General features: G+C 63.4%; 29 protein-coding genes. 10 read left to right on the top strand and 19 right to left on the bottom strand.

Annotation, left to right across the window (positions count from 1 at the left end):
• Positions 1–42: 42 nt before the first annotated feature.
• The 5 genes from fliF to QN084_RS16315 form a co-directional block, all read right to left on the bottom strand.
• Positions 43–1,677 carry a flagellar basal-body MS-ring/collar protein FliF gene (fliF, locus tag QN084_RS16335; protein WP_069696705.1) on the bottom strand — a complete coding sequence of 545 codons (1,635 nt, stop codon included), beginning with the start codon at positions 1,675–1,677 and terminating at the stop codon, positions 43–45.
• On the bottom strand, positions 1,677–1,979 hold the full coding sequence (gene fliE, locus QN084_RS16330; protein ID WP_021473717.1) for a flagellar hook-basal body complex protein FliE: 303 nt from the start codon (positions 1,977–1,979) through the stop codon (positions 1,677–1,679). The genes fliF and fliE overlap by 1 nt, the downstream gene beginning before the upstream one ends.
• Positions 1,979–2,371, bottom strand: a complete 393-nt coding sequence (locus QN084_RS16325; RefSeq protein WP_021473718.1) for a flagellar basal body rod protein FlgC — start codon at positions 2,369–2,371, stop codon at positions 1,979–1,981. Before QN084_RS16325 ends, fliE begins: the two co-directional genes overlap by 1 nt.
• Positions 2,371–2,712 carry a flagellar basal body rod protein FlgB gene (gene flgB / locus QN084_RS16320; RefSeq protein ID WP_021473719.1) on the bottom strand — a complete coding sequence of 114 codons (342 nt, stop codon included), beginning with the start codon at positions 2,710–2,712 and terminating at the stop codon, positions 2,371–2,373. Before flgB ends, QN084_RS16325 begins: the two co-directional genes overlap by 1 nt.
• Before the next feature lie 195 nt (positions 2,713–2,907).
• Positions 2,908–3,549: a cyclodeaminase/cyclohydrolase family protein gene (locus QN084_RS16315; RefSeq protein WP_069696704.1), complete on the bottom strand. Its 642-nt coding sequence runs from the start codon at positions 3,547–3,549 to the stop codon at positions 2,908–2,910.
• Positions 3,550–3,641: 92 nt separating this feature from the next.
• Here QN084_RS16315 and QN084_RS16310 point away from each other — a divergent pair, with 92 nt between their 5' ends.
• Complete coding sequence (locus QN084_RS16310) at positions 3,642–4,856, top strand: amidohydrolase (protein ID WP_170828600.1); 1,215 nt, start codon at positions 3,642–3,644, stop codon at positions 4,854–4,856.
• 92 nt (positions 4,857–4,948) lie between these two features.
• Here the strand turns inward: QN084_RS16310 and QN084_RS16305 are convergent, their stop codons facing one another.
• From QN084_RS16305 to QN084_RS16290, 4 genes are all read right to left on the bottom strand, one after another.
• Positions 4,949–5,233: a hypothetical protein gene (locus tag QN084_RS16305; RefSeq protein ID WP_069696703.1), complete on the bottom strand. Its 285-nt coding sequence runs from the start codon at positions 5,231–5,233 to the stop codon at positions 4,949–4,951.
• Entirely contained in the window at positions 5,220–5,660 is a 441-nt protein-coding gene (gene fliS / locus QN084_RS16300; protein WP_021473723.1) for a flagellar export chaperone FliS, read from the bottom strand. Before fliS ends, QN084_RS16305 begins: the two co-directional genes overlap by 14 nt.
• Before the next feature lie 2 nt (positions 5,661–5,662).
• Positions 5,663–7,045: a flagellar filament capping protein FliD gene (gene fliD / locus QN084_RS16295; RefSeq protein ID WP_069696702.1), complete on the bottom strand. Its 1,383-nt coding sequence runs from the start codon at positions 7,043–7,045 to the stop codon at positions 5,663–5,665.
• Between the two features lie 114 nt (positions 7,046–7,159).
• Positions 7,160–7,996, bottom strand: a complete 837-nt coding sequence (locus tag QN084_RS16290; protein ID WP_069696701.1) for a flagellin N-terminal helical domain-containing protein — start codon at positions 7,994–7,996, stop codon at positions 7,160–7,162.
• 225 nt (positions 7,997–8,221) lie between these two features.
• On the opposite strand from QN084_RS16290, the gene QN084_RS16285 reads away from it, so the two are divergent.
• From QN084_RS16285 to QN084_RS16270, 4 genes are read left to right on the top strand one after another with little or no spacing between them, the layout of a single operon-like run.
• Positions 8,222–8,704, top strand: a complete 483-nt coding sequence (locus tag QN084_RS16285; protein WP_062095344.1) for a flagellar protein FlgN — start codon at positions 8,222–8,224, stop codon at positions 8,702–8,704.
• Positions 8,705–8,716: 12 nt separating this feature from the next.
• On the top strand, positions 8,717–10,138 hold the full coding sequence (gene flgK, locus QN084_RS16280; RefSeq protein WP_069696700.1) for a flagellar hook-associated protein FlgK: 1,422 nt from the start codon (positions 8,717–8,719) through the stop codon (positions 10,136–10,138).
• 3 nt (positions 10,139–10,141) lie between these two features.
• Positions 10,142–11,029 (top strand): flagellar hook-associated protein FlgL, encoded by an 888-nt coding sequence (gene flgL, locus QN084_RS16275; RefSeq protein WP_069696699.1) that lies wholly within the window; start codon positions 10,142–10,144, stop codon positions 11,027–11,029.
• Positions 11,026–11,412 (top strand): flagellar assembly protein FliW, encoded by a 387-nt coding sequence (locus QN084_RS16270; protein ID WP_069696698.1) that lies wholly within the window; start codon positions 11,026–11,028, stop codon positions 11,410–11,412. The genes flgL and QN084_RS16270 overlap by 4 nt, the downstream gene beginning before the upstream one ends.
• A gap of 60 nt (positions 11,413–11,472) precedes the next feature.
• On the opposite strand, the gene QN084_RS16265 is transcribed toward QN084_RS16270, so the two are convergent.
• On the bottom strand, positions 11,473–12,492 hold the full coding sequence (locus QN084_RS16265; protein WP_069696697.1) for a sugar phosphate isomerase/epimerase family protein: 1,020 nt from the start codon (positions 12,490–12,492) through the stop codon (positions 11,473–11,475).
• Complete coding sequence (locus QN084_RS16260; protein WP_021473731.1) at positions 12,489–13,676, bottom strand: Gfo/Idh/MocA family protein; 1,188 nt, start codon at positions 13,674–13,676, stop codon at positions 12,489–12,491. The genes QN084_RS16265 and QN084_RS16260 overlap by 4 nt, the downstream gene beginning before the upstream one ends.
• 146 nt (positions 13,677–13,822) lie before the next feature.
• Between QN084_RS16260 and QN084_RS16255 the strand changes: the two genes are divergently transcribed.
• Positions 13,823–14,842: a LacI family DNA-binding transcriptional regulator gene (locus QN084_RS16255; RefSeq protein WP_502920604.1), complete on the top strand. Its 1,020-nt coding sequence runs from the start codon at positions 13,823–13,825 to the stop codon at positions 14,840–14,842.
• Positions 14,843–14,867: 25 nt separating this feature from the next.
• Here QN084_RS16255 and QN084_RS16250 read toward each other — a convergent pair whose 3' ends face one another.
• Positions 14,868–15,845, bottom strand: coding sequence for an NAD-dependent epimerase/dehydratase family protein (locus QN084_RS16250; protein WP_069696695.1), 978 nt, complete (start codon positions 15,843–15,845; stop codon positions 14,868–14,870).
• 46 nt (positions 15,846–15,891) lie between these two features.
• On the bottom strand, positions 15,892–16,887 hold the full coding sequence (locus QN084_RS16245; protein ID WP_021473734.1) for an NAD(P)/FAD-dependent oxidoreductase: 996 nt from the start codon (positions 16,885–16,887) through the stop codon (positions 15,892–15,894).
• A gap of 136 nt (positions 16,888–17,023) precedes the next feature.
• Between QN084_RS16245 and QN084_RS16240 the strand changes: the two genes are divergently transcribed.
• From QN084_RS16240 to QN084_RS16225, 4 genes are all read left to right on the top strand, one after another.
• Complete coding sequence (locus QN084_RS16240; protein ID WP_069696694.1) at positions 17,024–17,605, top strand: helix-turn-helix domain-containing protein; 582 nt, start codon at positions 17,024–17,026, stop codon at positions 17,603–17,605.
• Positions 17,606–17,726: 121 nt separating this feature from the next.
• On the top strand, positions 17,727–18,740 hold the full coding sequence (locus tag QN084_RS16235; RefSeq protein WP_285750401.1) for a nitrilase-related carbon-nitrogen hydrolase: 1,014 nt from the start codon (positions 17,727–17,729) through the stop codon (positions 18,738–18,740).
• Entirely contained in the window at positions 18,737–19,762 is a 1,026-nt protein-coding gene (locus QN084_RS16230; protein ID WP_069696693.1) for an agmatine deiminase family protein, read from the top strand. Before QN084_RS16235 ends, QN084_RS16230 begins: the two co-directional genes overlap by 4 nt.
• Positions 19,763–19,774: 12 nt before the next feature.
• On the top strand, positions 19,775–21,313 hold the full coding sequence (locus tag QN084_RS16225; RefSeq protein ID WP_069696692.1) for an APC family permease: 1,539 nt from the start codon (positions 19,775–19,777) through the stop codon (positions 21,311–21,313).
• Positions 21,314–21,447: 134 nt separating this feature from the next.
• Here QN084_RS16225 and QN084_RS16220 read toward each other — a convergent pair whose 3' ends face one another.
• The 6 genes from QN084_RS16220 to QN084_RS16195 form a co-directional block, all read right to left on the bottom strand.
• Complete coding sequence (locus QN084_RS16220; protein ID WP_069696691.1) at positions 21,448–21,996, bottom strand: AMIN-like domain-containing (lipo)protein; 549 nt, start codon at positions 21,994–21,996, stop codon at positions 21,448–21,450.
• A 259-nt stretch (positions 21,997–22,255) separates the two neighbouring features.
• Positions 22,256–22,558, bottom strand: coding sequence for a DUF4193 domain-containing protein (locus QN084_RS16215; protein ID WP_021473741.1), 303 nt, complete (start codon positions 22,556–22,558; stop codon positions 22,256–22,258).
• Between the two features lie 124 nt (positions 22,559–22,682).
• Entirely contained in the window at positions 22,683–23,897 is a 1,215-nt protein-coding gene (gene lhgD, locus QN084_RS16210; RefSeq protein WP_069696690.1) for an L-2-hydroxyglutarate dehydrogenase, read from the bottom strand.
• Positions 23,898–24,041: 144 nt separating this feature from the next.
• A complete protein-coding gene (locus tag QN084_RS16205; RefSeq protein ID WP_069696689.1) occupies positions 24,042–24,533 on the bottom strand; it encodes a DUF805 domain-containing protein in 492 nt (163 codons plus the stop codon).
• A gap of 333 nt (positions 24,534–24,866) precedes the next feature.
• Positions 24,867–25,259, bottom strand: a complete 393-nt coding sequence (locus QN084_RS16200; protein WP_139126910.1) for a hypothetical protein — start codon at positions 25,257–25,259, stop codon at positions 24,867–24,869.
• A gap of 284 nt (positions 25,260–25,543) precedes the next feature.
• Positions 25,544–26,230: a hypothetical protein gene (locus tag QN084_RS16195; RefSeq protein ID WP_259362862.1), complete on the bottom strand. Its 687-nt coding sequence runs from the start codon at positions 26,228–26,230 to the stop codon at positions 25,544–25,546.
• Between the last annotated feature and the right edge of the window lie 507 nt (positions 26,231–26,737).

Genomic DNA, 26,737 nt, shown 5'->3' with positions numbered 1-26,737 from the left:
CCACCTTCTGGACCCCGCTCAGGGCCGGTGCTTCGGGCAGGCTCACACCGACTGCCTTTCATCCATGAGGCCGCGCAGGTATTCGGCGGTCCGGGCCGGGTTGTCGGCAACCATCGCTTCGATCTGTGCACGTTTGAGTTCGCCGTCGAGGGCATCCGAATCGGGCAACGGCAGGGCGGGGGTGGGCTCCAACGGTGCAGCGGGCTGGATGGATGTCAGTTCAATGGCCGTGGTGGGCGGACCTGCTATGGCAGGGGTTGGGATGGCTTCAGGCAAAGCGTCGTACTCCACGCGTTCTCCGAGGTCCACCGGTTCCCGGCGCTGGCGGCGCTTGAGGATAATCAAGACGGTCACGATCAGCGCGATTGCGGCGAGCAAGATGCTGCCGGCCATGATCAGTGTGTTCATGAGCGCTGCTTCTTTGGCTGCCTCGGCATCGGCCTGGGCAGATCCGAGTGCTTCAGCGGCCTTGTCTGCGGCGGCGGTGCTGAAGGGCAGGACCTCCACTGTGACTACGTCGCCGCGTGCAGTGTTGATGCCGGCAGCGGCGGTCACCAGTGATCGGACGGAGTCGATGTTCACGCCCCCGGCAGCTGACTGGTTGATGGCAACGGAGATGGTCTGCCTTTTTACGGCTCCCTGAGGGATGGTCCGGTCTTCGGTGACCTTGTTGACGGCGTTGTTCTTGGTGGTATCGCTGGAGTCGTAGCTGCCGTTCGCCGAGGTTCCGCCGGGAACGGCAATGTTGTCCGGACCCAGGACGCCTGCTGCTCCGCCGCCCGTTCCGGTGTATTTCTCAGTCTTCGTGGACTCACTGAGTGCCGGCGTGTTGGTGGCAGGGCTAAATGTTTCGCTGCGTTGCTGGGCCGATTCGGCCGTGACATCAGCGGCCACTGCAACGGTCGAGTTCCCGGGGCCCACTACGCTGTCCAGCACTGTCCGGACCGCGTCCGAGGTGCGCTGTTGGTAATCCGAGGCTTGCTTGGACGATGACCCGGTAGCTCCTCCGCCCACTGTGGACAGGACGTTGCCTTGCGAATCGACCACCGAGACGTTGGTTGGCTTCAAGTTCTCGATCGCCGCGGAGGTCAGGTGCACTATCGCCTGGACCTTGTCCGAGGACAAGGTCGTGCCCGGCTGCGTTTCCACGAACACCGAGGCGGTGGCTTCGGGGGTGGTGGCCACGAAGACCGACTTCTCCGGGATGGCGAGTTGCACGGCCGCGGACTTTACGCCGTCCATCGCCTGGATGGTGGTGCTGAGTTCCCCTTCCAAGGCCCGTTTATACGTGACGGACTGCTGGAACTCAGAGGAAGTGACGCCCAGCTTGTCCAGCAACGAATAGCCGGTGGCCGCGGCGGTAGGCAATCCTGCGGCCGCCGCTTTCAAGCGCTCGTCGTACACCTTGTCCTCGGGGACCAGGATGGTGGACCCGCCGTTGCTGAGCTCGTAAGGGATGTTGTCCTTGCGGAGCTGCTCCACGATGCTGTTCGCGTCGGTGTCCTTCAGCCCGGAAAACAGTGGTGAGTAGGCGGGCTTCCCCAGCCACGCAGTCAGGGCGACGCCGCCGAGCACAATCACGGCCACGCCCAGAATGGCGAGTGTGCGCTGGGCAGGGCTGAACGCCTGCATGCCGCTGCCAAGCTTGCGGAAGAACTGGGAAATCGCCGGTGGCATCAGGCCTGCATCCTCATGATTTCGTTGAACGCGTCAATGCCCTTGTTCCGCACCGCGGCAACAAGCTCGAACGTCACCTGCGCGCGCGTGGCAGCGAGGGTTGCCTTGTGGATATCGTCGAGGTTGCCTGTCACCGCGGACACAGCAAGTTCCTTTGACGTGGACTGCAGGGACTGCAAATCGTCGACGGCGCCGGTCAGTGCGGTGCCGAACCCACCCCCGGTGCTGCCGGGGGCCTTGGTGCTCCCGGCATACCCCGTTCCGCTGACGCCCTGGACGCTCTCGATGGGGCTCAGGGACATCAGGATTTTCCGATCTCGAGTGCTGCCAGGTACGTTTCGCGGGCCCGGTCAACTACTTGTGCGTTGGCCTGGTAGCCGCGCTGGGCGATGATCAAAGTTCCCATTTGTTCGGCAAGATCTATGTCCGGGTACTTCACGTTGCCGTCGGCATCGGCCAAGGGATGGTCCGGCTGGTACACGATCCTGCCGGTCGCGTCGCCCAGCGGAGTGCTCTTGACGTAAACACCTTGCCCGTCGTTTCCCTCGGCTGCCTCGATGTACCGGGCCCGGAAGACCTCTCCGTCGGTGCTGGAGGCGTTGTTCATATTGGCCAGGTTGTCTGACACCGCGTCCAGCCATTTGCGGTGGACGGTGAGTGCGGAGCCTGCGATTCCGATCGCATCGAATGTCATCAGGAGCTCCTCAACGCAGTGCGGAGGGAGGTGAACTCTCCGGCAGCTGCGCGCGCCGCAAACTGGTATCGCAGGACAGTGTCGATATTGGACAACGTCTCCGTGTCCAGGTTGACGTTGTTTCCGTCGGTACGTGTTGGCTCTTCCGACGGCGATACCGTGGCGTTCACCTCTCCATCGCCCGCACGAACCGAGGCCGCCAACTGATCCTCGAAGGAAACCCTTTTGGCGGTGTAGTTGGGCGTGTTGATGTTTGCGATGTTGTTGGCAATGGTCCGCTGGCGCAAGGCGAGCGCATCCATGGCGCTGGCCAGTGCGGCGGATGTCACGGATTCAAGCACAAGTCCTCACCTGGTGGTGTTCCTAAGGCCAATCCGTGGCCACGCATCGAGCGATCCCTGCTCAGCATCAGTTATCGACACTGTTCAGGCCGCCGTTAGCGGAATTCGCCAGCAAATTTTGTAAATGCCGGGCGTCCTTCCATCACCGAGCCTGCCCGGCGTTCCATGCCGGCGACATGAGTGGCAATGAAGCCCTCACACGGCGTCGGTCGGAGCCGCCTTGTTGTCCACTTCCGCGGTCAGGGCATCTATCCGATCCAAGGCACCACTGAGCCGGCCAACCGTTTCCCACAGTTCGGGGTGTTGGGAGCGAACCTCCTCCAACGGTGTGCCGCCTTTGGCAAGCGCAGCGAGATCGAAGCTGACGTTGGTCCGTGCACCGGCAATCGCAGCCCGGAGCGCCCCGAAGGCCACCACGACGTCGGCGATCAGGGCAGGATTTCCGTTCGCAGCCAGCCATTCCAGGTCTTCGATGGCCTCAATGGCGTGATCCCCCAACACCGCGGAGGCTTTGGCCGCTTCCACGGATGCTTCGCGGATGGCCTTCTCACGTTCCGGACCGGGGTCCAGCCGGAACGCTGCCCCGAAAGCTTTGGAGGCTACGGCGTCCTCGTCTGCCAGGCGAAGGGCCGTCTCCCGCAAGGCGCGCGCCCGGCCCAGCAAGTCCTCCCCCGCGTTCTCCGAGTAGCCGGCCACCATTGAGGTCAACGATGCGGCGATGCCAAGCATCACCCCGGTCCCGGCCCCTCCGCCAGGTGAACCGCTGGACTCTGCCAGGGCCTTGGTCCATTCCTCGACCGTGGAGTGTTGGGTAGTGATCTCTTGTGAATCAGCCATGCAGCCCAGTCTCGCATTCCAGGACCTGACCAACACCACTGTCCCCCCGATACACTGGCCATCCCGGCGTCGAAACTGTGAGGGGCTTCCCTGTGGGCATTGACCTTGAAGAACTGTACAAAGACCTGCACGCTCACCCGGAGCTGTCGTTCCAGGAGGTGCGAACGGCTGGAATCGTGGCGGGACACCTTGACGGCCTGGGCTTCCAAGTCCACCGGAACATCGGAAAGACCGGCGTAGCGGGCGTTCTCCGGAACGGGGAGGGCCCCGTTGTGATGCTGCGTGCTGACATGGATGCACTGCCCGTCAAGGAAGCCACCGGGCTGGACTACGCAAGCACTGCCATGGGTGTGGACCACCAGGGCCTTGAGGTACCTGTCATGCACGCCTGCGGTCACGACGTCCACGTCACGTGCCTGATTGGCGCCGTGGAGGAACTCGTCCGGACACAGCAGGATTGGCATGGCACACTGATCGCGATCTTCCAGCCGGCCGAAGAGTTCGGTGGCGGGGCGGACACCATGGTCAAGGACGGCCTCTACGACCGCATCCCCAAGCCCGAGGTGGTCCTTGGTCAACACGTGGCGCCTGTCCCCGCAGGCTGGTTCGGACTTCGCTCCGGTGTTGCCATGGCATCTGCTGATTCGCTCAACATCACCCTGCATGGCCGCGGCGGGCACGGTTCACGCCCCGAAACCACCGTGGACCCGGTCCTCATGGCCGCGGCTGCCACGATCCGGCTCCAAGGGGTAGTGGCCCGCGAAATCGCCGCCAGTGATTCGGCCGTGGTGACGGTTGGGCAACTGCACGCAGGCACTAAAAACAACATCATTCCGGAAACGGCCACCCTCGGCCTCAGCATCAGGTCCTTCAGCGAGCCCACGCGCGAAAAGGTGCTGGCCGCCGTCGAACGTATTGTGCGGAGCGAAGCGGCCGCGTCTGGTGCCGCGCGGGAGCCAGACTTCAACTACGAGGAACGTTTTCCCCTCACCGTGAATGATGATGCAGCCGCGCAAAGGGTGGATGCGGCCTTCCGGGAAAAGTTCGGCGCCGGGCAGGTCATTGACCCCGGCCCCGTTTCCGGCAGCGAGGACGTGGGCATGCTCGCCACGGCAGCCGGCGCGCCGCTGGTGTTCTGGTTCCTGGGCGGCATCGAGCCGCACTACGCCAAGGAGTTCGCGGAAAGTGGGCGGCTTCCTGAGGACGTTCCTTCCAATCATTCCCCGTACTTTGCACCGGTCATCCAGCCCACACTCACCCTCGGGACGGAAGCACTGGTCACCGCCGCCCGCGAGTTCCTCGCCTGACGCTCATAGCGCCCAATTAAGTCGCAGTAGCGCGCGTTTTGAACGCTCAAAACGCGCAGTAATGCGACTCAGTTGGGAGGGCGCAGCGGAGGTCAGCCGCGGACATCCAGCAGCAGCGGCCGCTCAAAAACGGGGCCGGCAGGGACAGCAGCCAAGGCACCGAGTTGCGTCCCGGCGTCGTGCTTCATGCGGGCCAGGAGATCCATGGCGTCTGCCTGCGCCTCCAGGACCCGCCGCGCCTGTGGCGCCAGCTCAGCCGGCAACGGTCCTGCATCCAAGGGCGGTTCCCACGCGGGCGGGAACCCTCCGGAAACAGCCAAGGCTATGTCCGCCTCAAACCTGTCGAGGATGCCGGTCCAGATCTCAAGCGACGCCAAGCGCCCGCCCGGGGACGGAACCGGAAACCGCAGGCGACTCAGTCGTCAACAGCGCCGAGGCCTCATGCCAGCCCTGCCGCAAGGGCTCCAGAAGTTCAATGCATTCCTTGGTGCGCTCCACATCCCGGTAGATGTTTGCGCCGATCAAGGCTTGCATAGCGTACTCGTAAATGCTCGCCAGGGAGGCCGCACCGTCCCAGAGGTCCACCCGTAGCGTGGACTGAAGTTCGGCCACGATTGCCTGGGCGTGGAGCAGGTTCTCGCGGGCGGAATCCCAATTGGTGTTCTCCTGTGCCAACCGGGCCCGCTTCAGGTCCAGGAGCAGCCGGTCGTAGAGCATGGTGAGCAGGCGCGCCGGAGGTGCGGAAAGAACGGCGTCGTCGTTGTAACGCGAGACTTGCTGGGCGCGGAGTGCACTGTAGGTCATGGCTATTCTCCTGTGGACTGCTGGGGGAGGCTGGAAATCTGCCCGGACAACCAGGCTGACTGCGATTGAAGGCCGCCGAGCAGGACCTCCATGTTGGTGTAGACGGCTTGGAGGGTAGCCCGGCGCGTGGCGAGCCGCTGGTCCCAATCGGCAATCCGGTTCCCCAGATCCCGGGTTTCGGATTCCCTGCCTTTGATAAGGCTGGAAACGGAGCCGGTGTAGGGATCGGCTCCGGCGTTGGCGGCGTCAGCCACCCGGGCGGCGAGGGCCTGGACGGCGGACTGCGCGGCTGCGGGATCCGCCGTCAGAGCTGCGGAGAACTTTGCGGAATCAAAGGTGAAGTTTCCATCCTTGGTGATGTTGATTCCGTACTCGGCCGGCGATTTTCCGTCGATGGGCCGGGAGAGCGCTGCGAGGACCTGGTCGTTGACTGCCCGCACGGTGCTGTTCCCGGTCAGGATCCCGGCTTTGGGTACGGACGCGCCGCTGGAGTTGGTGCCTTTGGACACCGCGCTGTACATGGAGACGAAGCTGAGGACGTCGTTAACGGAGGTCACCAAATCTTCGGCTTTCTTGGTGATCCCGGGAACATCGCTGGCCACAGTAATTGTCACCGGACCCGCGGTAACCGCCGTTGCCGTCACGGAAACACCCGGCAGGACGTCGGCGAACGTGTTGCTCCCGGAAGTCAGGACCTGGGCGGCTGCGGTGCCGGCGTACAGTGTCGCTTTGGCATCCTGGGCGGTACGTACGACGGCGGCTGTCGGATCCGCCATGAGGTCGATCGCAGTGCCGCCCGCGACGTGGGCGGCTGTGCCTTGGTAGACAGTGAAGGCTCCGGCCGCACCGGACTGCGAAGCCGTGAGTTGCAGACGGTAGGTGCCGTTGCCGGCCGGAACCTTCACCGCTTGTGCGCCACCGGATGCTGCGTTGATGGCTGAGACCACGTCATCCAAAGAAGTGCCCGCGGGCGCAATTTCGGTCGTCTTACCCGTGGAATCCACGATCGTCAGCTTGGCGGGCGCACCGCCGTCCGTGGGCCATGACGCCATGGCCGCGGTGACGTTTACCTGCGTCTGCGCCAACTGCGTAACGGTCAGGTCGACCGATCCCGCAGTGGCCGCCGTCGTGGTTTTTGCCGTGACGGAAGCGGCACTGCTGGTGGCAGTGAACAGATTCAACGCACCCGTGGCGGAACCTGCAAGGGACAGGTCCTTCAAGGACGTGAGCTTGGTGTTGAGGGACTGCAGGGTGGAGATCAACGTCTGGTTGGAGGCCAGCTTGGTCTTGAGCTGGGTCTGTGGCAGCGCCTCAACGGACATCAGCGAATTGATGATCGCTGTGGTGTTCAGTCCACTCGCGAGGCCGTCGATGGCGGTTGTCACAGGTCTCCTCCCGGTTCCGATCAGTTACATGCCGACGGCGGCCGGCCAGGATGGGGCCTGGCCGGACGCCGTTTCACGCCGGTTTTAGCGCAGGAACGCTAAAACGGGGAGTCCTTAGCGAAGGAGCGAAAGAACGCCCTGGCCGGACTGGTTGGCCTGGGCCAGCATTGCGGTACCTGCCTGGGACAGGATGTTGGCCTTGGTGTACTTGACCATTTCCGCAGCCATGTCCGTGTCCGCAATGCGGGACTGGGCAGCCTGCAGGTTTTCACCGGCAACGTTCAGGGACTTGATGGCGTGGTCCAAGCGGTTCTGGCTTGCGCCGAGGTCCGAACGCTGGGTGGATACTGCCTTGATGGCGGTGTCGATTGCCGTGATGGTGGTCTGTGCGGTGGCGTTGTCCGTCACTACGAAGTCCGTGGAGCCGGTTGCCGAGGCCAGCGCACCCACAGCGGTTGCCACATCGCCGAGGTTGACGGCGATGACGTCGTTGGCCGAGCCCGCAGTACCCACCTGGATGTTCTTGGAACCGCCCTTGAGGAGGTCGATTCCGTTGAAGTTGGTGGATTCGGTGATGCGGTTCAGTTCCTTGCCGAGCGAGTCAGCTTCCTTCTTGATTGCTGCGCGCGCATCGGCGTTGTTGGTGTCCGATGCACCCTGTACTGCGAGGTCGCGCATGCGCTGCAGGACGGAGTGGACTTCGGTCAGGGCACCTTCCGTGGTCTGGATGATGCTGATGCCGTCCTGGGCGTTCCGCGCGGCAACTGCCGAGCCGGTGACCTGGGACTTGAGGCCTTCCGAGATGGCAAGGCCGGCAGCGTCATCTGCGGCCCGGTTGATGCGCAACCCGCTGGAGAGCTTTTCCATCGACTTGGACAGGGTGTCCTGCGTGGCGTTCAGGCTGCGGTAGGCGTTGTTTGCCATCAGGTTGTTGTTGATCTGCATGCCCATGATTTTTCCTCCGTGATCTGGACTTACTGTGTGGCAGCCCATCCGTGGGCCGTCATAGCGCACTATCGGCGGGCGGCGCGGATGACGTTAGTTAAAAGTTGCAGGAGGTTTTTCACTGGATGGCCGCCTAACGCCGGGCCGCTGCCGGCCGATAGTTATTGGCGAGTTGGCGGACAGGGTTCCGCCCCGCATCCCCATCCCAAACCAGAACTGGAGTCGACCGCAGTGGCCATCCATGAACTGTCAGCCCTGCTGTGGCGCGAACGTGAGCTTCTGGATCTTCTGACTTTCAAGCTCGAAGAGGAGCAGTTGCTGCTGACGGCCGGCAAGTCCAGGTGGCTGCCGCATGGGACCCGGGAGGTGGAACAGGTTCTTGAACGCGTCTCCCAGGCAGGCCTCACCCGGGCGGTGGAGATTGCCGCCGTCGCGGAGCAGTGGGGCCTGTCTGCGGATTGCTCGCTGGCCGAACTCGCTGCGGGGGCGCCGGATCCCGCATGGGCAGACGTACTCGAATCCCACCTCACGGCCATGCGGCAGCAAACAGCAACCATCAAGGAACTTCGCGATGCCAACGAACAGTTTCTGCGCGCAGCCGTTCGTTCCACCCAGGAAACCCTGGCGGACCTGAAACCGGCAGCCGGCACCTATGACTCCCACGGCAGGACGGGCGACTCCTCGCCTGCCCATCTTGTGGACCGGAAACTCTAAGAAGGCAACCCTGTGAGCACATTCGGCGGACTCAACACGGCTTACCGTGGCCTCACCGCAGCCCAGCAGGCCATCAACCTGGCAGGCCAAAACATCGCCAACTCCGCTACGCCGGGCTACACGCGGCAGCGGATCGAGCAGTCGGCCATCGGAGCGCCGGGCCGGACCGGCGTGAACCCGGGTGGCGCTCAGGCGGGCCAAGGCGTTTCCGTGGATGGCATTGCGCGGTTGGGCAACACCTTCCTCGACGCCGGCGTCCGGAACACGGCCGCTGCTTCCGGGTATGCTACGGTCCGATCTACGGAAATGCAGCGCCTTGAGGACTCACTCCACGAGCCCGGTGAGCACGGGATTTCGACGGCGTTGCACAGCTTTTGGGCTTCCTGGCAGGGAGTTGCCAACCACCCTGGCGAGTCCGCTCCGGCGTCGGTCCTGCTGGAAGCCGCAGCCACGCTGTCGGAGACAGTATCGGCAGGTTACGGGGCGTTGGATGCACAGTGGAGCCGGGTGCGCGGCGAAGCAGCCGCCTCCGTTACCGAGCTCAACGCCGCTGCCGGCCGCGTGGCGAACCTCAACGCGCAGATCCGTTCGACACTCGCCGCCGGCGGCTCCGCGAACGAACTCATTGATGCCCGGAGCCAGATCACGGAATCCATCGCCTCCTTGTCCGGCGGCAGTGTCCGCGTGAACGCCGATGGAACCGCGGACGTTTTCATCGGCGGCAACGCCCTGGTCTCAGGAACCTCCGTCCGCCCGCTCACCCTTGCCGGCCCAACGAGCCTCAGTACCGCAGCTACGCCGGTGCAGCTTGAGTGGGCCGACAGGCCTGGTACTGCGGTGAACCTCGACGGCGGCGAACTCGCCGGGGCGGTGTCGCTGCTGGCTCCATCCAACGGGAGCGGGACGGGCGGCGTGATCGCACAGACCGCTGATGCCTACAACTCTTTCGCCACGCAGCTCATGAGCGAGGTCAACGCGATCCACCGGACCGGGCAGTCCAGCAACGGCGCAACTGGCCTGGACTTTTTCACCAGCACGCCGGGGCTGCCCGCCGCAATGTCGATCCGGGTTGTTCCTACGAATGCCGCCGCCATCGCCACGGGGGCCGTCGGATCCGGCGCGCTGGACGGGAGCGTGGCGGACAGACTCTCCAACATCGGTTCCGCTGCATCGTCACCCGACGTTTTGTGGAGCGGGGTCGTCTCGGCGATCGGGATGGCTTCCCGGGCAGCCCAACAGCATTCGCAACTGGCCGACGCAGCGGGCGTATCCGCCGTCGTACACCGGAACTCCGGTTCAGGTGTGAGCCTCGACGAGGAGAACATCAGCCTTCTTGCAGGGCAGCACGCGTACCAGGCCGCTGCGCGGGTCATGACGGCAATCGATGAAGCCTTGGATGTCCTGATCAACCGCACCGGACTTGTAGGAAGGTAAGCCATGCTCAATCGGGTTACTACGCAGATGATGGCTGCCTCTTCGCAGCGCAGCCTGCAGTCCGCGCAAGCGAAGTTGGCTGACGTGCAGGACAGGGCGCTCACGCTGAAAAACATCAAGCGCCCTTCGGACGATCCCGCCGGTGCAGCCCAAGCCATTGCCCTGCGGGGCCAGCTGCATGCAGCAAGCCAGTACGGCACCAACATCAGCGACGGCAACGGCTGGCTCGCTGCGGCGGACACTGCGCTGGGACAGGCGACGAACATCCTCAACAGGGTGCGCGACCTCGTTGTCCAAGCAGCCAACGGCACACTCAGCGATTCCGCCAGGCAGGCGATCGCCGTCGAAATCGAGGGCCTGGGCGAGGACCTCCTGACGCAGGCCAATACGCAGTACCTTGGCCGTAACGTCTTCGCAGGCAGCGCGGACACTGACAGCGCCTTCACCAACACTGTTCCCCCGGTGTTCAACGGGGTATCCGGCAGTTCGGTGGAACGCCGCGTTGACGCCTCGCGGACCGTGCGCGTTGATTCCGACGGCGGTGCAATCTTCGGCACGGGCGCCGGCTCGGCCTTCGCGGTAGTGGGTGACGTCGTCACGGACATCCGTGCCGGCATCAATCCCAATGGCCGGCTCGCCGCTATCGGCGGGCGCATCCAGGCTGTTATCGATGGAAGGGCCGACGTCGGGATGCGCCAGACACGCCTTGGTCAGGCCCAGGACTCCTTGGAAGGGATGAAAGCTACTCTGGAAACGCAGAGGTCCCGGGTGGAAGACCTGGATTTGGGAAGGGCTGTCATGGATTTGAAAGTGCAGGAAACCAACTATCAGGTTGCCCTCGCGGTAACCGCCAAGGTGTTGCAACCGACGCTCATGGATTTCCTGCGATGAGCACGGCGTTGACATCCGGGACACTGCGCTTCGCTTCGCCCTTGCCCGGACTCGAGGATGCTGAGGGTTTCACCTTGCGGGAGATCGCCGGCGCCCAAGGCTTGTTTGCCCTCGAGGCGCTCGAACCGAAGGTACGGATGTTCGTGGCGGACGCGTCAGTGTACGTACCTGCTTACGCTCCGGTACTTCCGGCGTTCGCGGTTGAAGCTGTTGGCCTCGCTTCGCCGGCTGACGGCAACGTGTTGGTGGTGGTGAACCCGTCCGCGGACAAGACCACCGTGAACCTCATGGCCCCGATCCTGCTAAACCCCTCCAACGGGGTGTGCCTTCAAGTGATCCTCGACGGCGGCAAGTACCCGCTGCGGGCCGAACTCGCCAAGTGACTGGCACCAGCGGTTGTTCTGACGCGTCAGAACAACCGCTAATGCCAGCCAGTTTCGGCGTCAGGCCGGGATGTTCAGCGAGGCCTCAAGAGCTGCATCAGCGTCACGGAGGACTTTGGCCGCTACTTCGAGCCCCTCGATCCGTCCCAAGGACGTGTCCTCATGTTCGATGTTGACCAGCATGTCCGGATCCACCTCGTACAGGGCGCGGAGGAACTCGGTCCAGTAGGCGGTGTCGTGGCCCCTGCCGAGGGCTACGAAGTCCCAGGCGGAGTTCTTGGGCCATTCGTTGGCCCACTCATCTCCGCCCAGGTTGGTGCGGTTTTCCTCGGGTGAAAGACGGCGGAAGCTGTTGTCCAGCACACCGTAGAGCGCGGCATGGTCCTTGTTCACGCGCACGTCCTTGGCTGCCGCCTGGAACACCAACGGACCGAGCTCACGCACCACCGCGACGGGATCCATCTGCTGCCAGAACAGGTGGGATGCATCCAGTTCCACACCCACATGGGTGGCTCCGGTGAGTTCGATGAGCTTGTAGACGTCAGCGGTGTTGAACACGATGTTTTGCGGGTGAAGCTCAAGGGCTACCTTTACCCCGTGGTCGGCGGCGAGGCGGTCGGTTTCCTTCCAGAAATCGGCGGCCACGCCCCACTGGTAATCCAGGACGTCCAACGCCGCGGAGTTCCATGCATTGACCACCCAGTTGGTGACGGTCGCGCCGGGTTCGCCGCCGGGCAACCCGGACATGGTCACCACCCTGTCCTGTCCGAGCCTATGGGCCAAACGGATGGAGCGGCGGATGTCTTCGGCGTGCTTTTCGCCGATTTCCCTGCGCGGGTGCAGCGGGTTGCCGTTGCAGTTCAAGCCCGCGATCGAGACGCCCGTGCCCTCGAAAATGCCCAGGAAATCGTCCCTTGCGGCATCCGACTCCAGAATCTGGTCCATGCCGGGAACGTGGACAGCGCGCAGGAATCCTCCAGTGTTGATCTCGATGCCGGTCAGGCCGAGGTCCGCGATCACTTTCAGGGCTTCGGGAAGGGACCGGTCGTGCAGGATCGCGTTGTAGACGCCGAGTTTCATAGCGTGATCTTCTTTCCATTGTTCAGGGCTGATTCGGTAACGGCTCCAAGGAGTTCCATGTTGCGGACGCCCTCGTCGAACGTGGCACAGCGGGGCAGCGACTCTGCCTCGGAAAGTCCGGCAACTTCTTCCAGGAAGGCGCGGGCCTGATAACCGAAGGCGTCGTTCTGGCCGAAGCCGACCTCCGGCGCGTCCATGGCCAGGCCACCGGCAATGTACGGGTGGCCCGGGCCCAGGATGACCTGGCGGTACCCGTTGTGCAGGCCGGACCCGTCGTTGAGGAACAACTGGATTTCATTGGGCCTGCGCTGGTCGAACTTCGCACCCCCGTTCTCGCAGAACACTTCGAACTGGAGGCTGTTGGCGTGCCCGGCAGCCACACGGGAAACCTCGAAACTGCCCGCTCCATTGGCGAACTCAGCGTTGAAGGCCGCGTAGTCGTCGTTCTCCACGGCCTCGAATGTGTCGCTGACGGCCACGTGGTCATGGCCCATGACTGCGCTCAAAGGCAGCGGTCGCTTGTCGATGGACGTTGCCAGGCGGCCGCCGCTGATGGACTTAATATCGCCGCACAGGAACTCGGAAACATACGTCAGGTGGCTTCCGACGTCGGCCAGCGCACCGGAGCCGGGACCCCCTTTGTACCGCCAGCTCATGGGAGCTGAGGGGCTGAAACCATAGTCGGTCCAGTACCGGCCACTGAAGTGCAGTACGTTTCCGAGGACGCCGTTCCTGATCAGTTCGCGGATGTAGGCAATCCCGGGTGTCCGGCGGAAGGTGAAACCGATGCGGGCCAGGTTGCCTCGGGCTTCAGCAGCCCGGGCGGCCCCGGCCATGGCGCGGGCATCCTCGAGGGTGTCGCTGAGCGGCTTCTCGCACAGCACGTGCTTGCCGGCCGCCAACAATCCCTCCACCACTTCCCGGTGCAGCGGGTTGGCGATCACCACACTGACCACATCAATGTCGTCGGCTTCGGCGATTGCCTGCCAGGACGTGTCATTGCGTTCGTACCCGAACCGGCGGGCCGCCAGGGAACCGAACTCAGCGTTGACATCGCCGATCGATACAAGCCGCACTTGGGGCAGCACCGGGCTGTAGAGGGCGGATGCCGTGCGGTACGCGGCGGCGTGGGCTTTGCCGGCCATGCCTGCACCGATGACGGCGACGCCGAGGCTTTCAGCCATGATTTCTCCTTCGAAATTTCGCCGCTTCGTGGGGCACGTGACGGCATTTTGTAGCGCTACAATTTTTGCACTGGCATTGATCGTAACCATGTCCATATGTCCTGTCAATGATGTGCCGACTATCCTCGATAGCAGACCCGAAAGGCATGCCTGAACCCGTGAACAGTCCCCAGACCCGACGCCCCACCCTCTACGACGTCGCCACCGAAGCCGGCGTCTCGCCGTCGTTGGTTTCACTCTTCCTCAAGGACCCTGAAAGGGTCAGTGCAAAGCGCCGCGACGCCGTCCACGCCGCCATCAACCACCTCGGCTACAGGCCCAGCCGCGCGGCCACCACCTTGGCGAGCAATCGGACCAAGAGCATCGGACTGCTCATCGACGACTACCGCAATCTCTGGTTCGTGGATCTCCTCCGCGGCATGGAGTCGGCACTTTCGGACCTCGGCTACCAAGTCACCGTGGCCGATTCGCGGCCGGGCGAGAACAGGATCAAGGAAGCGACCGATGGCCTCCTGGCCATGCACGTGGACGCGCTGGTCATCGCGGCCGAGCCCAGCGATTCGATGCTGGCACGTACCTGGGTGCCCACCGTCGTCGCGGGTTGGCGCAAGGGCGTTCCCTCCGGAGCAGACCTCATCACCAATGACGACGATGGCGGCGGCGCCATGGCCGCCGAACACCTGCTCGGGCTGGGCCACACGCGCATAGGCCACCTCTCAGGGTCCGACGGCGCCTCCGACCACCGGCGGGCCGGTTACCGCCGCGCTATGGAGACCGCCGGCGTCGAGGTCCTGATTGCGGAATCGAGTGGAACCTCGGAAGAAGACGGCTACGCCTCAACGTGCCGGCTGCTGGACCGCCACCCGGACACCACGGCGATCTTTGCCGCCAACGACACCATGGCCCTGGGTGCCTTCGCCGCCTTGAAGGCCCGCGGTTTATCGGTGCCGCATGATGTCTCCGTGATCGGTTATGACAACTCGCCTTTGGCCAAATCCCGCTTCCTCGATCTGACATCCATCGACAACCGGAGCGATGTGGTGGGCACCAGCGCTGCACGAAGGCTCCTGGACCGTCTGGAGGGCCCCGAACTCAAGCCGGAGCAGACCCTGATTGAGCCAACATTGGTGCTGCGCGGGACAACGTCCCCCGTCCGCACCCGGTAAGCCCGCTACGGCACCACGCGGGCTGCTATTTGCCCGCCTGCAACGGTCCCGCCACCCGCAGTTGTTCGTTGTCGATCAGCCACTGCACGGATTCGAAGATGGCCTCCTCCGGTTCATACATCGGTGCATAACCGATGAGTGACTCGGCCTTGCGGATGGAAAAACAGTGGTTGCGGTACAGGTGCTGCCAGCTTGTTTCCGCATGCCCTTCCGTGTCCGATGCCCGTAACTCGTCCCACGTGATGGATTCGAGATTGGCCTCGCGGCCGAACCAACCCGCAGCAATCCCGGCGAACCCCCGGGCACTGAGGGCCGAGGGAGCAACAATGTTGAAGTCCTCCCCCGCAGCTGCCTCGCGATGTTCCACGGCTTTCTGGAATGCCTGCGCAAGGTCGTCGGCGTGGACGTGGTGCATGAGTGCCGTGCCGCCGTCGGGGACCTTCAAGGCGTGACCGGCCGAGAGTGTGTACCAAACCTCGGGATCCAGGTTTCCCAACGGCCCGATCGGTTGCCAACCCGGACCCACGATGTGCCCCGGGTGCAGGGAAGTGGTTGCCAGGCCGCCGCCGGCCGTCTCCGCCTTCAGCATCCGTGCTATCGCGTCCTTCCGGATCCCGTATTCGCCAACGGGTGGCAAGTCAGCATCCTCGGGAATGGGCACTTTGCGACTGGGACCATACCGCCAGATGGAACCGCAGTGCAGCAGATGACCTGTTGCACCGCGCAGCTTTTCAACCAGCCCAACAGCGGACTCCAGCGTGAAACAGACCAGGTCAATGACGACGTCGGCGTTCAGTCCCGCCACCAGGTCACCGAAGGTGCCTGACCGGTCCTCCTGCTCGCGGTCCGCGGCCACATGGCGCACATCCTTCCACTCGGGCACGTCGACATAGGGCTTTCGGTGTCCGCGGCTGACGTTGGTGACCTTATGGCCCGCGCGCACCAGCCGTGGAACGAGGAAGCTGCCGATGTGCCCGCTGCCGCCTATGACGACGATCTTCATGGAGTACCCCTTTGGCCTTGGACGGGTTTTGACCCACGCTATCCGCTCAGCGCCCGGCTGCGGGAGACCCTGCCGCCTGGAGTCGCCGGGATTCCGTTGCTGCCCTGGTTTCAGCCATCATGAGGTCCGCGTTGATCACGGCGCCGGCCATGTTTCCTGCGGCGGCCGATGCCATGACCTGCCCGGTGGGATCCGTGATGTTTCCGGCCACCCAAACCCCCGGGACTTCTGCTGCTCCGGCGGGTCCGTTCGACTCCACATAGTGACCAATGCCGCTTGGATGCCGGACTGACCTGATGCCCAACGATTCGAGGACGGCGCTCCGGGCTTCCAACCGCGGAGCAACAACAGCCGCATCCACCGGAAATTCCTTGCCGGATTCGAGGACCACGCCGGTCAGGACATCATCCCGGACCACCAGGGACTTCACTTTTCCCTCGACCACCGAGATGGAGCGGGCGGCGAACTGCTCCCACTCTTCATCGCTCGGCTTCAGGACGTCGTTGAGGAACAGTGTGATGTTTGGGCTCCACTGCCGGAACAGCAGGGCCTGGTGAATGGACATCGGCCCCGTGCCCAGGATGCCTATCTTCGTGTTCCGGACTTCCCAGCCATGGCAATACGGGCAATGGAGGACATCCCGGCCCCAGCGTTCATGGATGGCCCCGATGTCCGGGAGCACATCGCTCAACCCTGTGGCCACCAGCAAGCGCCTGGCTGCCACACGCCGCCCATCCGCCAGCTCCACCGCGAAGGCGGGTTCCGCTCCTGCGCCGGGCTCCGCCGTCGAACGCGCCGCCACGGCCGTCCCGCCAACCACATCACCGCCGTATTTTCGTACCTCATCACGGCCAACGGCCAACAATTCCTTCGGATTCATGCCGTCACGCGAGAGGAATCCATGGACTCCGGCCGCCGGTGCATTTCGCGGCTCCCCGGCGTCAATGACGAGGACCGAGCGAAGGGCCCGCCCCAGAGTGACAGCGGCGCTCAGCCCTGCCGCGCCGCCCCCGATCACAACGACGTCGTATTGCTCTTCCACGCTTCCGCCCCTTCCACTGCGGGCCCCGGTCTTCGACTTGTTGTGGAGATCCTCGGGCTCAGACACTCTTTACCAATGGTTTCGAGACCACCCCCTGACTGGCAAGAAACTTTGCTGCAATGGCAAACTACTGTTCATGGACCCGGATTTCAGCAAGCTCCTCGGCTCAGTGGGACCCCGCCTCAGGGCCCTGCGCACCCAGCGCAACGTCACGCTAGCGGAGGCCTCGGAGGCAACCGGCATTTCGGTGAGTACGCTCTCCCGCCTCGAGTCGGGCCAACGGAAACCCACGCTGGAATTACTCCTTCCCCTCGCCAGGCTCCACCAAGTCCCGCTTGAGGAACTCATTGATGCCCCGGAGACCGGCGATCCGCGCGTACACCTCAAGCCGCATGTTCACGAATGGGGTACCGCCCTGCCGCTGACTCGACGGCCAGGCGGGATCCAGGCATTCAAGATGATCCTCCCCGGCGCCAGCGGAAACGAGGTGCCCAATCCGCAGTCCCACGAGGGATACGACTGGATGTACATCCTCAACGGGAAACTCCGATTGATCCTCGGAGAGAACGACTTCGTCCTCAAAGCCGGCGAGGCCGCGGAATTCGACACCCGCACGCCGCATTGGTTCGCAAGCGCCACCAGCAAGCCGGTGGAACTCCTGACCCTGTTCGGACAGCAAGGCGAGCGCATCCACTTGAGGGCCAAGCCGAAGCGCTGACTCCGCGCCGGTCATAAAAGAACAGGGTTCATTTGAACCCTTGCGCTCCGGGACGTCTGCCGCCATACTAAATGAACGCTATTCATTTAGTGACAGTCGTCTCACCGGAGAACATGCCATCATGATTGAAATTACCCGCCTCGAAGCCCCGACTTCCCTGGCGCGCACCGAGCCCTCCACCCGCACTCCCCTGCGGGTGGGCGTCGTCCAGCACCGTTGGCACGCGGACGAAGCCGTCCTGCGCGCCGAATTGAACGAGGGCATCGAACGCGCAGCCAAGCTGGGAGCCGCAGTCGTCTTCCTGCCGGAGCTGACCCTGTCCCGCTACCCGGCAGATACCCGCCCGGCCAACAATCCGGCCGCAGGAGTCCGCCCGTCCGACATCGCCGAGGACCTGCTCACCGGCCCCACGTTCACCTTCGCAGCAGAGGCAGCCCGTAAGCTCGGGGTCTCCGTTCATGCTTCCCTGTACCAGCGCGCCGAAAACCCGGACGGCACCGACGACGGCCTGGGCTTGAACACCGCCATTCTGGCCTCCCCCGCCGGGGAACTCGTGGCCCGCACGCACAAGCTGCACATCCCGGTGACGGCCGGCTACTACGAGGACAAGTTCTTCCGGAAGGGCCCTGACGCCGATGACGCGTACGCCGTCCATGCTCCGGCCGAACTCGGTGGAGCACGCCTGGGCATGCCCACGTGCTGGGATGAATGGTTCCCGGAACTCGCACGCCTGTATTCGCTGGGCGGCGCGGAAATCCTGGTCTACCCCACGGCCATCGGCTCGGAACCGGACCACCCGGACTTCGATACCCAGCCCCTGTGGCAGCAGGTCATCGTGGGCAACGGCATCGCCAACGGCCTGTTCATGGTCGCCCCCAACCGTCACGGCAGCGAAGGCACCCTGAACTTCTACGGTTCGTCCTTCATCTCCGATCCCTACGGGCGCATTCTGGTGCAGGCGCCGCGGGATGAATCCGCCGTGCTCGTTGCCGATCTTGACCTCGACCAGCGCAAGGACTGGCTCACGCTCTTCCCGTTCCTGGCCACCCGACGTCCGGAAACCTACGGCCGCTTGACCGAACCCGTCAACCACGACGCTCCGCTCGGCGCCCAACCCCAGGCAGTTCCCGCATGAGCACCTGGCGCATGCCCTCCGAGACCGCCCCGCAGGACCGGGTCTGGATGGCGTTCCCCACCGGCGGGTACACGTTGGGCGGGACGGAGGAAGAAGCACACGCTGCCCGGTCAACATGGGCCGCGGTAGCGAACGCCATCCTCGAGTTCGAACCGGTCACCATGCTGGTAGCGCCCGACGACGTCGAAACAGCCGCGCGCTACCTGGACCCTCGCGTCGAGGTACTGACCGCGGAACTGAACGATGCCTGGATGCGGGACATCGGCCCGTCCTTCGTGCTCGACGCCAACAGGCAGTTGGGTGCCGTGGATTGGATCTTCAACGGTTGGGGCGGCCAGGACTGGGCTGCGTGGGACAAGGACTCCCTGATAGCCGACTACGTAGCCAGCCGTGCCAACGTACAGCGTGTTCCCTCGGGCATCGTGAACGAGGGCGGCGGCATCCAGGTCGACGGAGAGGGAACGGTCCTGGTGACCGAGACCGTCCAATTGGATCAGGGCCGCAACCCGGGCCTGACCAAGGCGGACATCGAAACGGAGCTGGCGCGTACCATCGGCGCAACCCACGTGGTGTGGCTTCCCCGCGGACTCACCCGCGACTCGGAGAAGTTCGGCACCCGAGGCCACGTGGACATCGTTGCCGCCATCCCAAGCCCGGGAACGTTGTTGGTCCATTCACAGCAGAACCCGGACCACCCTGACTATGAAGTCTCCCGGCAGATCATCGATTTCCTGCGCACCACCCATGACGCAGCCGGACGGGAATGGAACATCATTGAAGTTCCGGCACCGGAAACACTGACCGACGACGAGGGTTACGTGGACTACAGCTACATCAACCACCTCGTGGTCAACGGCGGGGTCATCGCCTGCAGCTTCAATGACCCCATGGACGAGAAAGCACTCCGCATCCTCTCTGATGCCTACCCCGGCCGCCGCGTGGTCAGTGTTGACGCGCGGGAGCTCTTCGCCCGGGGCGGCGGCATCCACTGCATTACGCAGCAACAGCCTTCGGCCATCTAGAAAGGGCCTTTCATGAGCCAGACAATCCACAGCGGCGCAACCGACGCTGCAACGTCGCACAGCATCAGCGGCAAGGGACTGAAGACGGGGCAGTTGGGGCTCCTCGCCGTCGTCGTTCTTGGCATCTCCACCATTGCACCCGCCTACACGTTGACCGGGGCCCTGGGCCCCACCATCAGCACAGTCGGCCTGCAGCTTCCCGCCATCTTCCTCATCGGGTTCATCCCGATGATCCTGGTATCACTCGCCTACAGGGAGCTCAACGCAGACTCCCCGGACAGCGGGACCACGTTCACCTGGGTCACCAAGGCATTCGGCCCATGGGTGGGCTGGATGGGCGGCTGGGGGCTGCTCGCGGCCAACATCATTGTGCTGTCCAACCTCGCGGGTGTGGCCGTGGACTTCTTCTACCTGTTCTTGTCCCAGTTGGCGGGAAACCCGGAGATTGCCGACCTCGCGTCGAACAAGCTGCTCAATGTGCTCACGTGCCTCGTGTTCGTAGCGCTGGCCGTGTGGGTCAGCTACCGTGGCCTGCACACCACCAAGATCGTCCAGTACGGACTGGTGGGCTTCCAGTTGCTGGCCCTTGGCCTCTTCGTTGGGATGGCCTTCGCGAACTGGTCAACCTCCCCTACCGCCATCCCGTTCAGCTGGGACTGGTTCGACGTCACCAAGATTGAGACGTTCGGCCAGATCGCAGCAGGCATCTCCCTCTCCATCTTTGTTTACTGGGGCTGGGATGTGTGCCTCACCGTCAACGAGGAAACCGCCAACGGAAAGAAGACCGCGGGCGCAGCAGGAACCCTGACAGCAGTGGTGGTGCTGGGCATCTACCTGCTGGTGACCATCGCCACCATGATGTTCGCCGGCGTCGGGGACACCGGAATCGGCTTGAACAACGAGGAAAACCACGCCAACGTCTTCACGGCCCTGGCCTCGCCGGTGATGGGACCGTTCGCGATCCTGATGTCCCTGGCAGTCCTGTCCAGTTCTGCAGCGTCACTCCAGTCCACCTTCACATCACCTTCGCGCAGCCTCCTGGCCATGGGCCACTACGGCGCACTGCCGGAACGCTTCACGCACCTGAGCAGGAAGTTCTCGACGCCGGGCTACGCCACCATCGCTGCCGGCATCCTGTCCGCGGGCTTCTACGCGGTGATGCACGTGATCAGCGAGAACGTACTCAACGACACCATCCTGGCGCTGGGCCTGATGATCTGCTTCTACTACGGACTGACCGCGATCGCCTGCGTGTGGTACTTCCGCCACAGCGTTTTCAGCAGCGCACGGAACTTCTTCCTGCGCCTCGTATGCCCGCTGCTGGGTGGCGTTGGCCTGTTCGTGGTGTTCATCCAGACCGCAGTAGACAGCTGGGCCCCGGAGTTCGGCAGCGGTTCGGAAATCTTCGGCGTGGGACTCGTGTTCATTCTGGGCGTCGGCATCCTGGCCTCGGGAGCGGTGGTCATGCTGATCATGTCCCGCGTACGTCCAGGGTTCTTCCGCGGGGAGACCATCCGCAAGGACACTCCCGCGCTGGTGGTCCCGGAGTAGGTAGGTCCGCCAAGTTCGGCTCCTCCGTTCGCCGGAAAGCTGCTGGTTCGTTGGGAAACTTCCCTGCGAACCCGCAGCTTTCCCGCGTTTTGGACGGGGGGTTGGTTTTGGGAGGGGGTTGTTTTTCGGCGAGGTTACCAGTGGTGCGCCACGTCCACCACCAGGCGCGAACCGCCGTCGGGCCCGTCCAAAGTAAACACCCTGAATGGAAGCCGGGCACGGACACCCAGTCCGATGCTCGTGTAGCCCTCGAAGCTGCCCGCATAGACCACCTGCCGGAAGGTTTGGTAACCGGACACATTGGACAGTTCCGCCTTGGCCGCCGGCGAGTAGGTCGACTGGCCGTTCCGGTCATAGGAAGGCGCGGTTACCGTGATCTGGAGGTCGGCACCGCCAAGGGTCGGGATCTGGAACCCGGAACCGTCCTGGATCACCACGGGGACGTACTGCACTGAGTAGCCGGCCACCTTGCCGGTCAGGTCGATCACCAACCTGTCGTAGCAGGCCTGCTGCCCTGGCCGCATGTTGGTGACATGTGCGGAACTCATGTCGGGGTCGGCCTTGGCCAGGGAACCCCACATAATTCCACAGTACGGTGATGCCGCCGAGGCCACCCCCGGCCCTGCCAGGCCGAGCCCCGCCGCCATTATTGCGGCAGCAAACCCGGCCCCGATTTTCCTCATTTTTTGCCTCCTTAAAGGCGGGTTGGATACCTCAAGCGTAGAAGTTGCGGCGGGCTTTTGAGCGGGTTGTTTCCGCATCGGCATTCAACCGTTAGAGGAAGCCCGGGTCGGTCACGGAAACGTCATTCTGCACCGTGCCGCGTGTCCCTTTGGCACCGTATTGAAGGCCACCGGCGGCAAATTCGTAACCGTGGATCACAAACAAAAAAACCCCGTCCGCCGGAAGGGCGTGACGGGGCTCGTTGGCTGGTCCCCGGGGTCAGCCTTCGCAATCCTTGCAGTACTTCAAGCCGTTCTTTTCCAAGGCAATCTGGGACCGGTGACGGACCAGGAAACAAGAGCCGCACGTAAACTCGTCGGATTGCTCCGGAACTACTACAACGGTCAGCTCTTCACTGGAAAGATCGGCGCCCGGAAGGTCAATACCTTCGGCAGTGTCGTTCTCATCGAGGTCGATCACTGCAGTCTGGGCGCTGGTCCCACGGGACGCCTGAAGGGCCTCAAGCGATTCGCCGGGAGACTCTTCTTCAGTCTTGCGCGGGGCGTCGTAATCAGTAGCCATGAGGGTTCGCTTTCGTTGCTGCACAGTGCCATTCCGGCACCTCAGTGCAGCAGTTTAGGGCAAAGCCCAAGGAATATCCGAATAGTGTGCCGAACACGACATTGCCGTGTTTATCCGGCCTGCATCAATGCCCCTGCAGCGCCTGCTGCACGATGTACTCGGCAATGGCCATGGACGAGGTTGCCCCGGGCGAGGGGGCATTCCGCACCAGGACGATGTCCCGTCGCCGGGCAATCACGAAGTCGTCCACCAGCGAGCCATCGCTGTTCATCGCTTGGGCCCGCACACCGCGGGTTCCGGTCCGCACCGACGCGCCTTCCAAGGAAGGCACAAAGCGCACTGCCTCCTTGACGAACTTCCTGCGGCTGACCACCGTCTGGAATTCACGGACCGCGGAAGGAATGTTCTGCCGGGCAAAATTCCAGAAGCCGGGGAAGAGTGCGAAATTGAGCACATCCCTCACGTCGACGTGTTTCCAGGAATACGATTCCCTGCCGAAGGAAATGAAAGCATTGGGGCCCAACATCATTTCTCCGTCAATGCGCTTGGTCAGATGCACGCCAAGGAAAGGGTGTTTCGGATCCGGTACCGGGTAGATGAGGCCTTTGACCTTGTGCCGGGCTTCCTCGCCGAGCAGGAAGTACTGGCCGAAGAACGGCACGATCCTGGGCGACCGGCCTTCGCCCGTAGCCGCCGCCAGCCGGTCCGACTGGAGACCGGCGCAGGCCACCACCAGGTCGTAATGGTCCGCCCCTGACTTGGTCCGGACCACCGCACCGCTCCCCCGCTGCTCGATCGAGGTGACTTCCTGTCCAAGGCGGATATCACCACCCGCCGCGCGTACGTCGTCGGCGAGCGCGTTCGTGATTGCGCGGTAGTCCACGATCGCCGTTTCCGGTGAGTGCACGGCAGAAAGCCCGACGGCGTTCGGCTCCACCCCGGCGATCTGCTCACCTGTCAGCATCCGTACGCCCGGAACCTTGTTGGCGGTAGCCCGGGCAAAGATGGCCCCGAGCCGTTGCGATTCCTCCGCGGTCTGGGCGATGACGAGCTTCCCACATGCTTCGTAAGGCAGGTTCTTGGTGGCGCAGAAGTCCCGGAGCAGTTCCACGCCCCTGCGGCAGAGGGTGGCTTTCAGCCCACCGGGCTCGTAGTAAAGGCCCGCGTGGACCACCCCCGAGTTATGCCCGGTCTGGTGTGCGGCGAGCCGGTCTTCCTTCTCATAAACAGTGATGTGGGCGTCAAGTTTTATGGCCATTTCCCGCGCCACTGCGACGCCGATGATGCCGCCGCCTATGACGGCACAACGCTTGATGTTGCTTGCCGGGAAATGGGCCATGACACTCCTCGTTGTTGGGGCCTTGCCGGTATCTGTGCACAGCATGCCACGAGGCGCTGCGGGCCGGGGCTTGAAACGCGAAAGACTCGAGACGCGAAAGAGGGGCGGCCCGTAATGGCCCGCCCCTCTCCCTGCACTTTGTACCTAGACGCTGCCGGGAACGTCAAAACGCTGGCCCGCCGGGTTGGAAGGCAGCAGCGTGAATACCAGGATGGCCAAGGCACCGAGGAAGGGAACCAGGACCAGGAGCAGGAGCCAACCGCTGAAGTTGGCGTCGTGGAGGCGGCGTACCCCCAAGGCGATGGACGGGATGATGGTGGCAAGCCCCCAAATACCCCACAGGATGAAGCCGATGATCGCTCCCGGGCCAGGAACAGCTGTTCCGTCGGCGGCCATGGTGGCTCCGGTCGCTCCCAGAATCGTGGTCAGCAGCTGCAGCACGAAGTTGACCACTGCAGCGATCAGTGCCCACCACCAGTATTCGCTGCGGCTCGCGCGGCCCGTAAAGACAGTGTATTTCTTGAAGAAGCGCTTAACAGCCACACCGATGGGCGCCCCGTAATACGGTGCCCAAAGCGGCGGTTCTCCGGCTTGCGCGGCATAGGGCTGCGTTTGTGGTTGTGGTTGGTAACTCATTGGTAGATCCCCCGCTTATTAGTTGAGTCGACTGCGCTCATTGGCATGAGACGTTGCTTATGCTAGTTGCCTTTTGACCAATAAGCACTGCCGGTTGAAAAAAGTTAACGGGGATTTGACTGATTACCGGGTGTTTCCGGAAATTGCTATGCACTCGGGTTATACGCTGACAGGCCTGGTGGAGGTGGTCTCCGAGCCCCGAGATGGCGCGGCGGCACCCCGACAGGCAAGCGTCCCTGGCACCATGGCAAGAATCCCGCATATTCGGAGCCAAGGTCTTCATGGGTACTGCTGTGGGCAATACCCAAATGTGCGGGCCTCCCTCGCCGGGATCTACGCGGCTGGCTGGCCGAAAAGATACGCGGCAACATTCAGCAGGACGAATCCCACAGCAATTCCGGCCCCGATCATGGCCGGCACACTTCCTTCTTTGCGCCCGAGCCTCATGGCCTTCCGCCCTTGGATCACCGAGAGGATTCCGGGGATTGAAAAAACAAGGAGGGCCGGAATGACGGCTGCCAGCCTTTGCTGGAGTTCTGTGGCAACCGCGTCGTTGGCGAGAGCTGTGAAGATGCCTTCGCCGATGACGAAGGCGGCAGCGAAGGTCACCGGATACAGAGCCAGCGACCACCATGCCCGCCGGTAAGCCCTGTTTGCAGCCTCGCTCGGCGCCGGGCTGCCCGGGGAAGCTCCCGGCCCGACGTGTCCACTTCTCCCGCTCGTCACCCGTACCTCCTCGGCTGCTGACTCCAGAGTGCACCAGCGCATGTGAGCCCGGTAGAGGCGTTAGCCCTTTGCTGTGGCGCGACGTCTCTTGAATAAGGCCACACGCAGGCGAAGACCTCCTGTACACGCCAAGGGAAGAAGTAACGGGCTGATTCAGAAGTCGATGCTCTTGACCAGGGTAACGAACTGTTCCTTGACCTCCTTTTCGGCGGTCCCATTGGGGGAAATCAGGATCTCTGCGGTGAAGATGGCCATGCTCTGACCACGGGCGACCATGAGGGACATCACGCTGACCGGCGCATCGCTCCCGGGCCTGAGGGATTTCGGTCCGCCTGGTTCTGACCGGATGATGAGGACCGCTTGGTCACCAACGCCCTCGATGCTTGGCCATCGGGAACCTGACGGGATAGCAGGGACGCCCCTCCCTGATGAAGTTCGATGGAGAATATCAGCGAATCCGGACCAGGTGTGCTCAGCGCACCAAAGAGGTACCGGCAGTTGCCCTCACCCGGGAACACCGCTGCCTGGGTTGTGGCACCGAACGCATTCCCCAAGGCATCGGCACCGACCAGGGCGCATACGGCGCTGGTCGTGGAAGTCTGCGGACCAACACTTGGCGCAGGCGGAACACGAAGTTCACTGCCATTGCCCCACCCGCCGTCGACAAGCGCCTGGGCAAGTGCGCGAGCCGTCGCCTCCCCGTCCGGAACCGGGAATTCCGGCGAGATGGGTGGCATGTCGACAATGCGCAGGTCCAGGGACTCGTTACCCCGCACTGCTTTGAGCACCGTGTTTGCCGATGCCCCTCCAGGCTCACCGCGAAACCAGCCGGTCCACTGCATGCAGGCGAAGTCACCGATTCCCGCCACAGTTGAGCAGTCAGGTGTCTGTTTCGCTTCAACGATCTCCGCCGCCGACGCAGGCGAGGTCAACGAGACGCTGAGTGTCCGGCCCTTGTTCGCTTTACTCATGTAGCTGCATAGATATGCCGGGCTCCCGGCAGGTTTGCCACCCTGCCCCATTTGAGCCAGACCAGGATCGACTTTCACAGCGATGTCGGGTGTGATCAGGTCACAGGCCGGACTGCTCGACCCGGCCGGTGTGGTCGACAGCGACTGGGTCGGTGAGGAGAGCGTGCCCCCTTGCGTGCATCCCCCAAGGACTAGTGCCACTGCCGCGGAAAGCATAGCCATCAACCGAAGTACGAGCTTCCTGTCAGCAACCATTGCTTCCCTCTCCTCGCAGAGCGGCTCCACGGCACATTGCGCGGCATCAAAAGTCGGCCCGCCCCGGCTGGGCAGGATTCGGAAAGCTTCCCACCATGGACCCTTCCGGGCCAGAGACCTTCGGCCCGGGCTGAACAGCTTCAGGATGAGGGCACTCTCAATTTGATACCTGTGGGAGCGTCAAGGGAGGACCCAAACCAACCCGTCGTGATCGCGACGCACCGCGTCATGAGATGCTTGTCCTGGTCATGG

It is taken from the genome of Paenarthrobacter sp. R1, assembly GCF_030264015.1.
GTDB lineage: Bacteria > Actinomycetota > Actinomycetes > Actinomycetales > Micrococcaceae > Arthrobacter > Arthrobacter ureafaciens.
The sequence above is the reverse complement of the archived record's forward strand: the minus strand, read 5'-3'. Positions and strand labels throughout refer to the sequence as shown.

What these genes read in the sequence shown, in the direction of transcription:
- QN084_RS16225 (WP_069696692.1), top strand. Translation starts at nt 19,775, where the DNA reads ATGAGCCAGACAATCCACAGCGGCGCAACCGACGCTGCAACGTCGCAC.
- fliF (WP_069696705.1), bottom strand. Translation starts at nt 1,677, where the DNA reads ATGCCACCGGCGATTTCCCAGTTCTTCCGCAAGCTTGGCAGCGGCATG.
- flgL (WP_069696699.1), top strand. Translation starts at nt 10,142, where the DNA reads ATGCTCAATCGGGTTACTACGCAGATGATGGCTGCCTCTTCGCAGCGC.
- QN084_RS16240 (WP_069696694.1), top strand. Translation starts at nt 17,024, where the DNA reads ATGGACCCGGATTTCAGCAAGCTCCTCGGCTCAGTGGGACCCCGCCTC.
- QN084_RS16325 (WP_021473718.1), bottom strand. Translation starts at nt 2,371, where the DNA reads ATGACATTCGATGCGATCGGAATCGCAGGCTCCGCACTCACCGTCCAC.
- QN084_RS16265 (WP_069696697.1), bottom strand. Translation starts at nt 12,492, where the DNA reads ATGAAACTCGGCGTCTACAACGCGATCCTGCACGACCGGTCCCTTCCC.
- QN084_RS16230 (WP_069696693.1), top strand. Translation starts at nt 18,737, where the DNA reads ATGAGCACCTGGCGCATGCCCTCCGAGACCGCCCCGCAGGACCGGGTC.
- QN084_RS16220 (WP_069696691.1), bottom strand. Translation starts at nt 21,996, where the DNA reads ATGAGGAAAATCGGGGCCGGGTTTGCTGCCGCAATAATGGCGGCGGGG.
- QN084_RS16315 (WP_069696704.1), bottom strand. Translation starts at nt 3,549, where the DNA reads ATGGCTGATTCACAAGAGATCACTACCCAACACTCCACGGTCGAGGAA.
- fliS (WP_021473723.1), bottom strand. Translation starts at nt 5,660, where the DNA reads ATGACCTACAGTGCACTCCGCGCCCAGCAAGTCTCGCGTTACAACGAC.
- QN084_RS16270 (WP_069696698.1), top strand. Translation starts at nt 11,026, where the DNA reads ATGAGCACGGCGTTGACATCCGGGACACTGCGCTTCGCTTCGCCCTTG.
- QN084_RS16290 (WP_069696701.1), bottom strand. Translation starts at nt 7,996, where the DNA reads ATGGGCATGCAGATCAACAACAACCTGATGGCAAACAACGCCTACCGC.
- QN084_RS16235 (WP_285750401.1), top strand. Translation starts at nt 17,727, where the DNA reads ATGATTGAAATTACCCGCCTCGAAGCCCCGACTTCCCTGGCGCGCACC.
- QN084_RS16250 (WP_069696695.1), bottom strand. Translation starts at nt 15,845, where the DNA reads ATGAAGATCGTCGTCATAGGCGGCAGCGGGCACATCGGCAGCTTCCTC.
- QN084_RS16260 (WP_021473731.1), bottom strand. Translation starts at nt 13,676, where the DNA reads ATGGCTGAAAGCCTCGGCGTCGCCGTCATCGGTGCAGGCATGGCCGGC.
- QN084_RS16215 (WP_021473741.1), bottom strand. Translation starts at nt 22,558, where the DNA reads ATGGCTACTGATTACGACGCCCCGCGCAAGACTGAAGAAGAGTCTCCC.
- lhgD (WP_069696690.1), bottom strand. Translation starts at nt 23,897, where the DNA reads ATGGCCCATTTCCCGGCAAGCAACATCAAGCGTTGTGCCGTCATAGGC.
- QN084_RS16205 (WP_069696689.1), bottom strand. Translation starts at nt 24,533, where the DNA reads ATGAGTTACCAACCACAACCACAAACGCAGCCCTATGCCGCGCAAGCC.
- QN084_RS16195 (WP_259362862.1), bottom strand. Translation starts at nt 26,230, where the DNA reads ATGAGTAAAGCGAACAAGGGCCGGACACTCAGCGTCTCGTTGACCTCG.
- fliE (WP_021473717.1), bottom strand. Translation starts at nt 1,979, where the DNA reads ATGTCCCTGAGCCCCATCGAGAGCGTCCAGGGCGTCAGCGGAACGGGG.
- QN084_RS16255 (WP_502920604.1), top strand. Translation starts at nt 13,823, where the DNA reads ATGCCTGAACCCGTGAACAGTCCCCAGACCCGACGCCCCACCCTCTAC.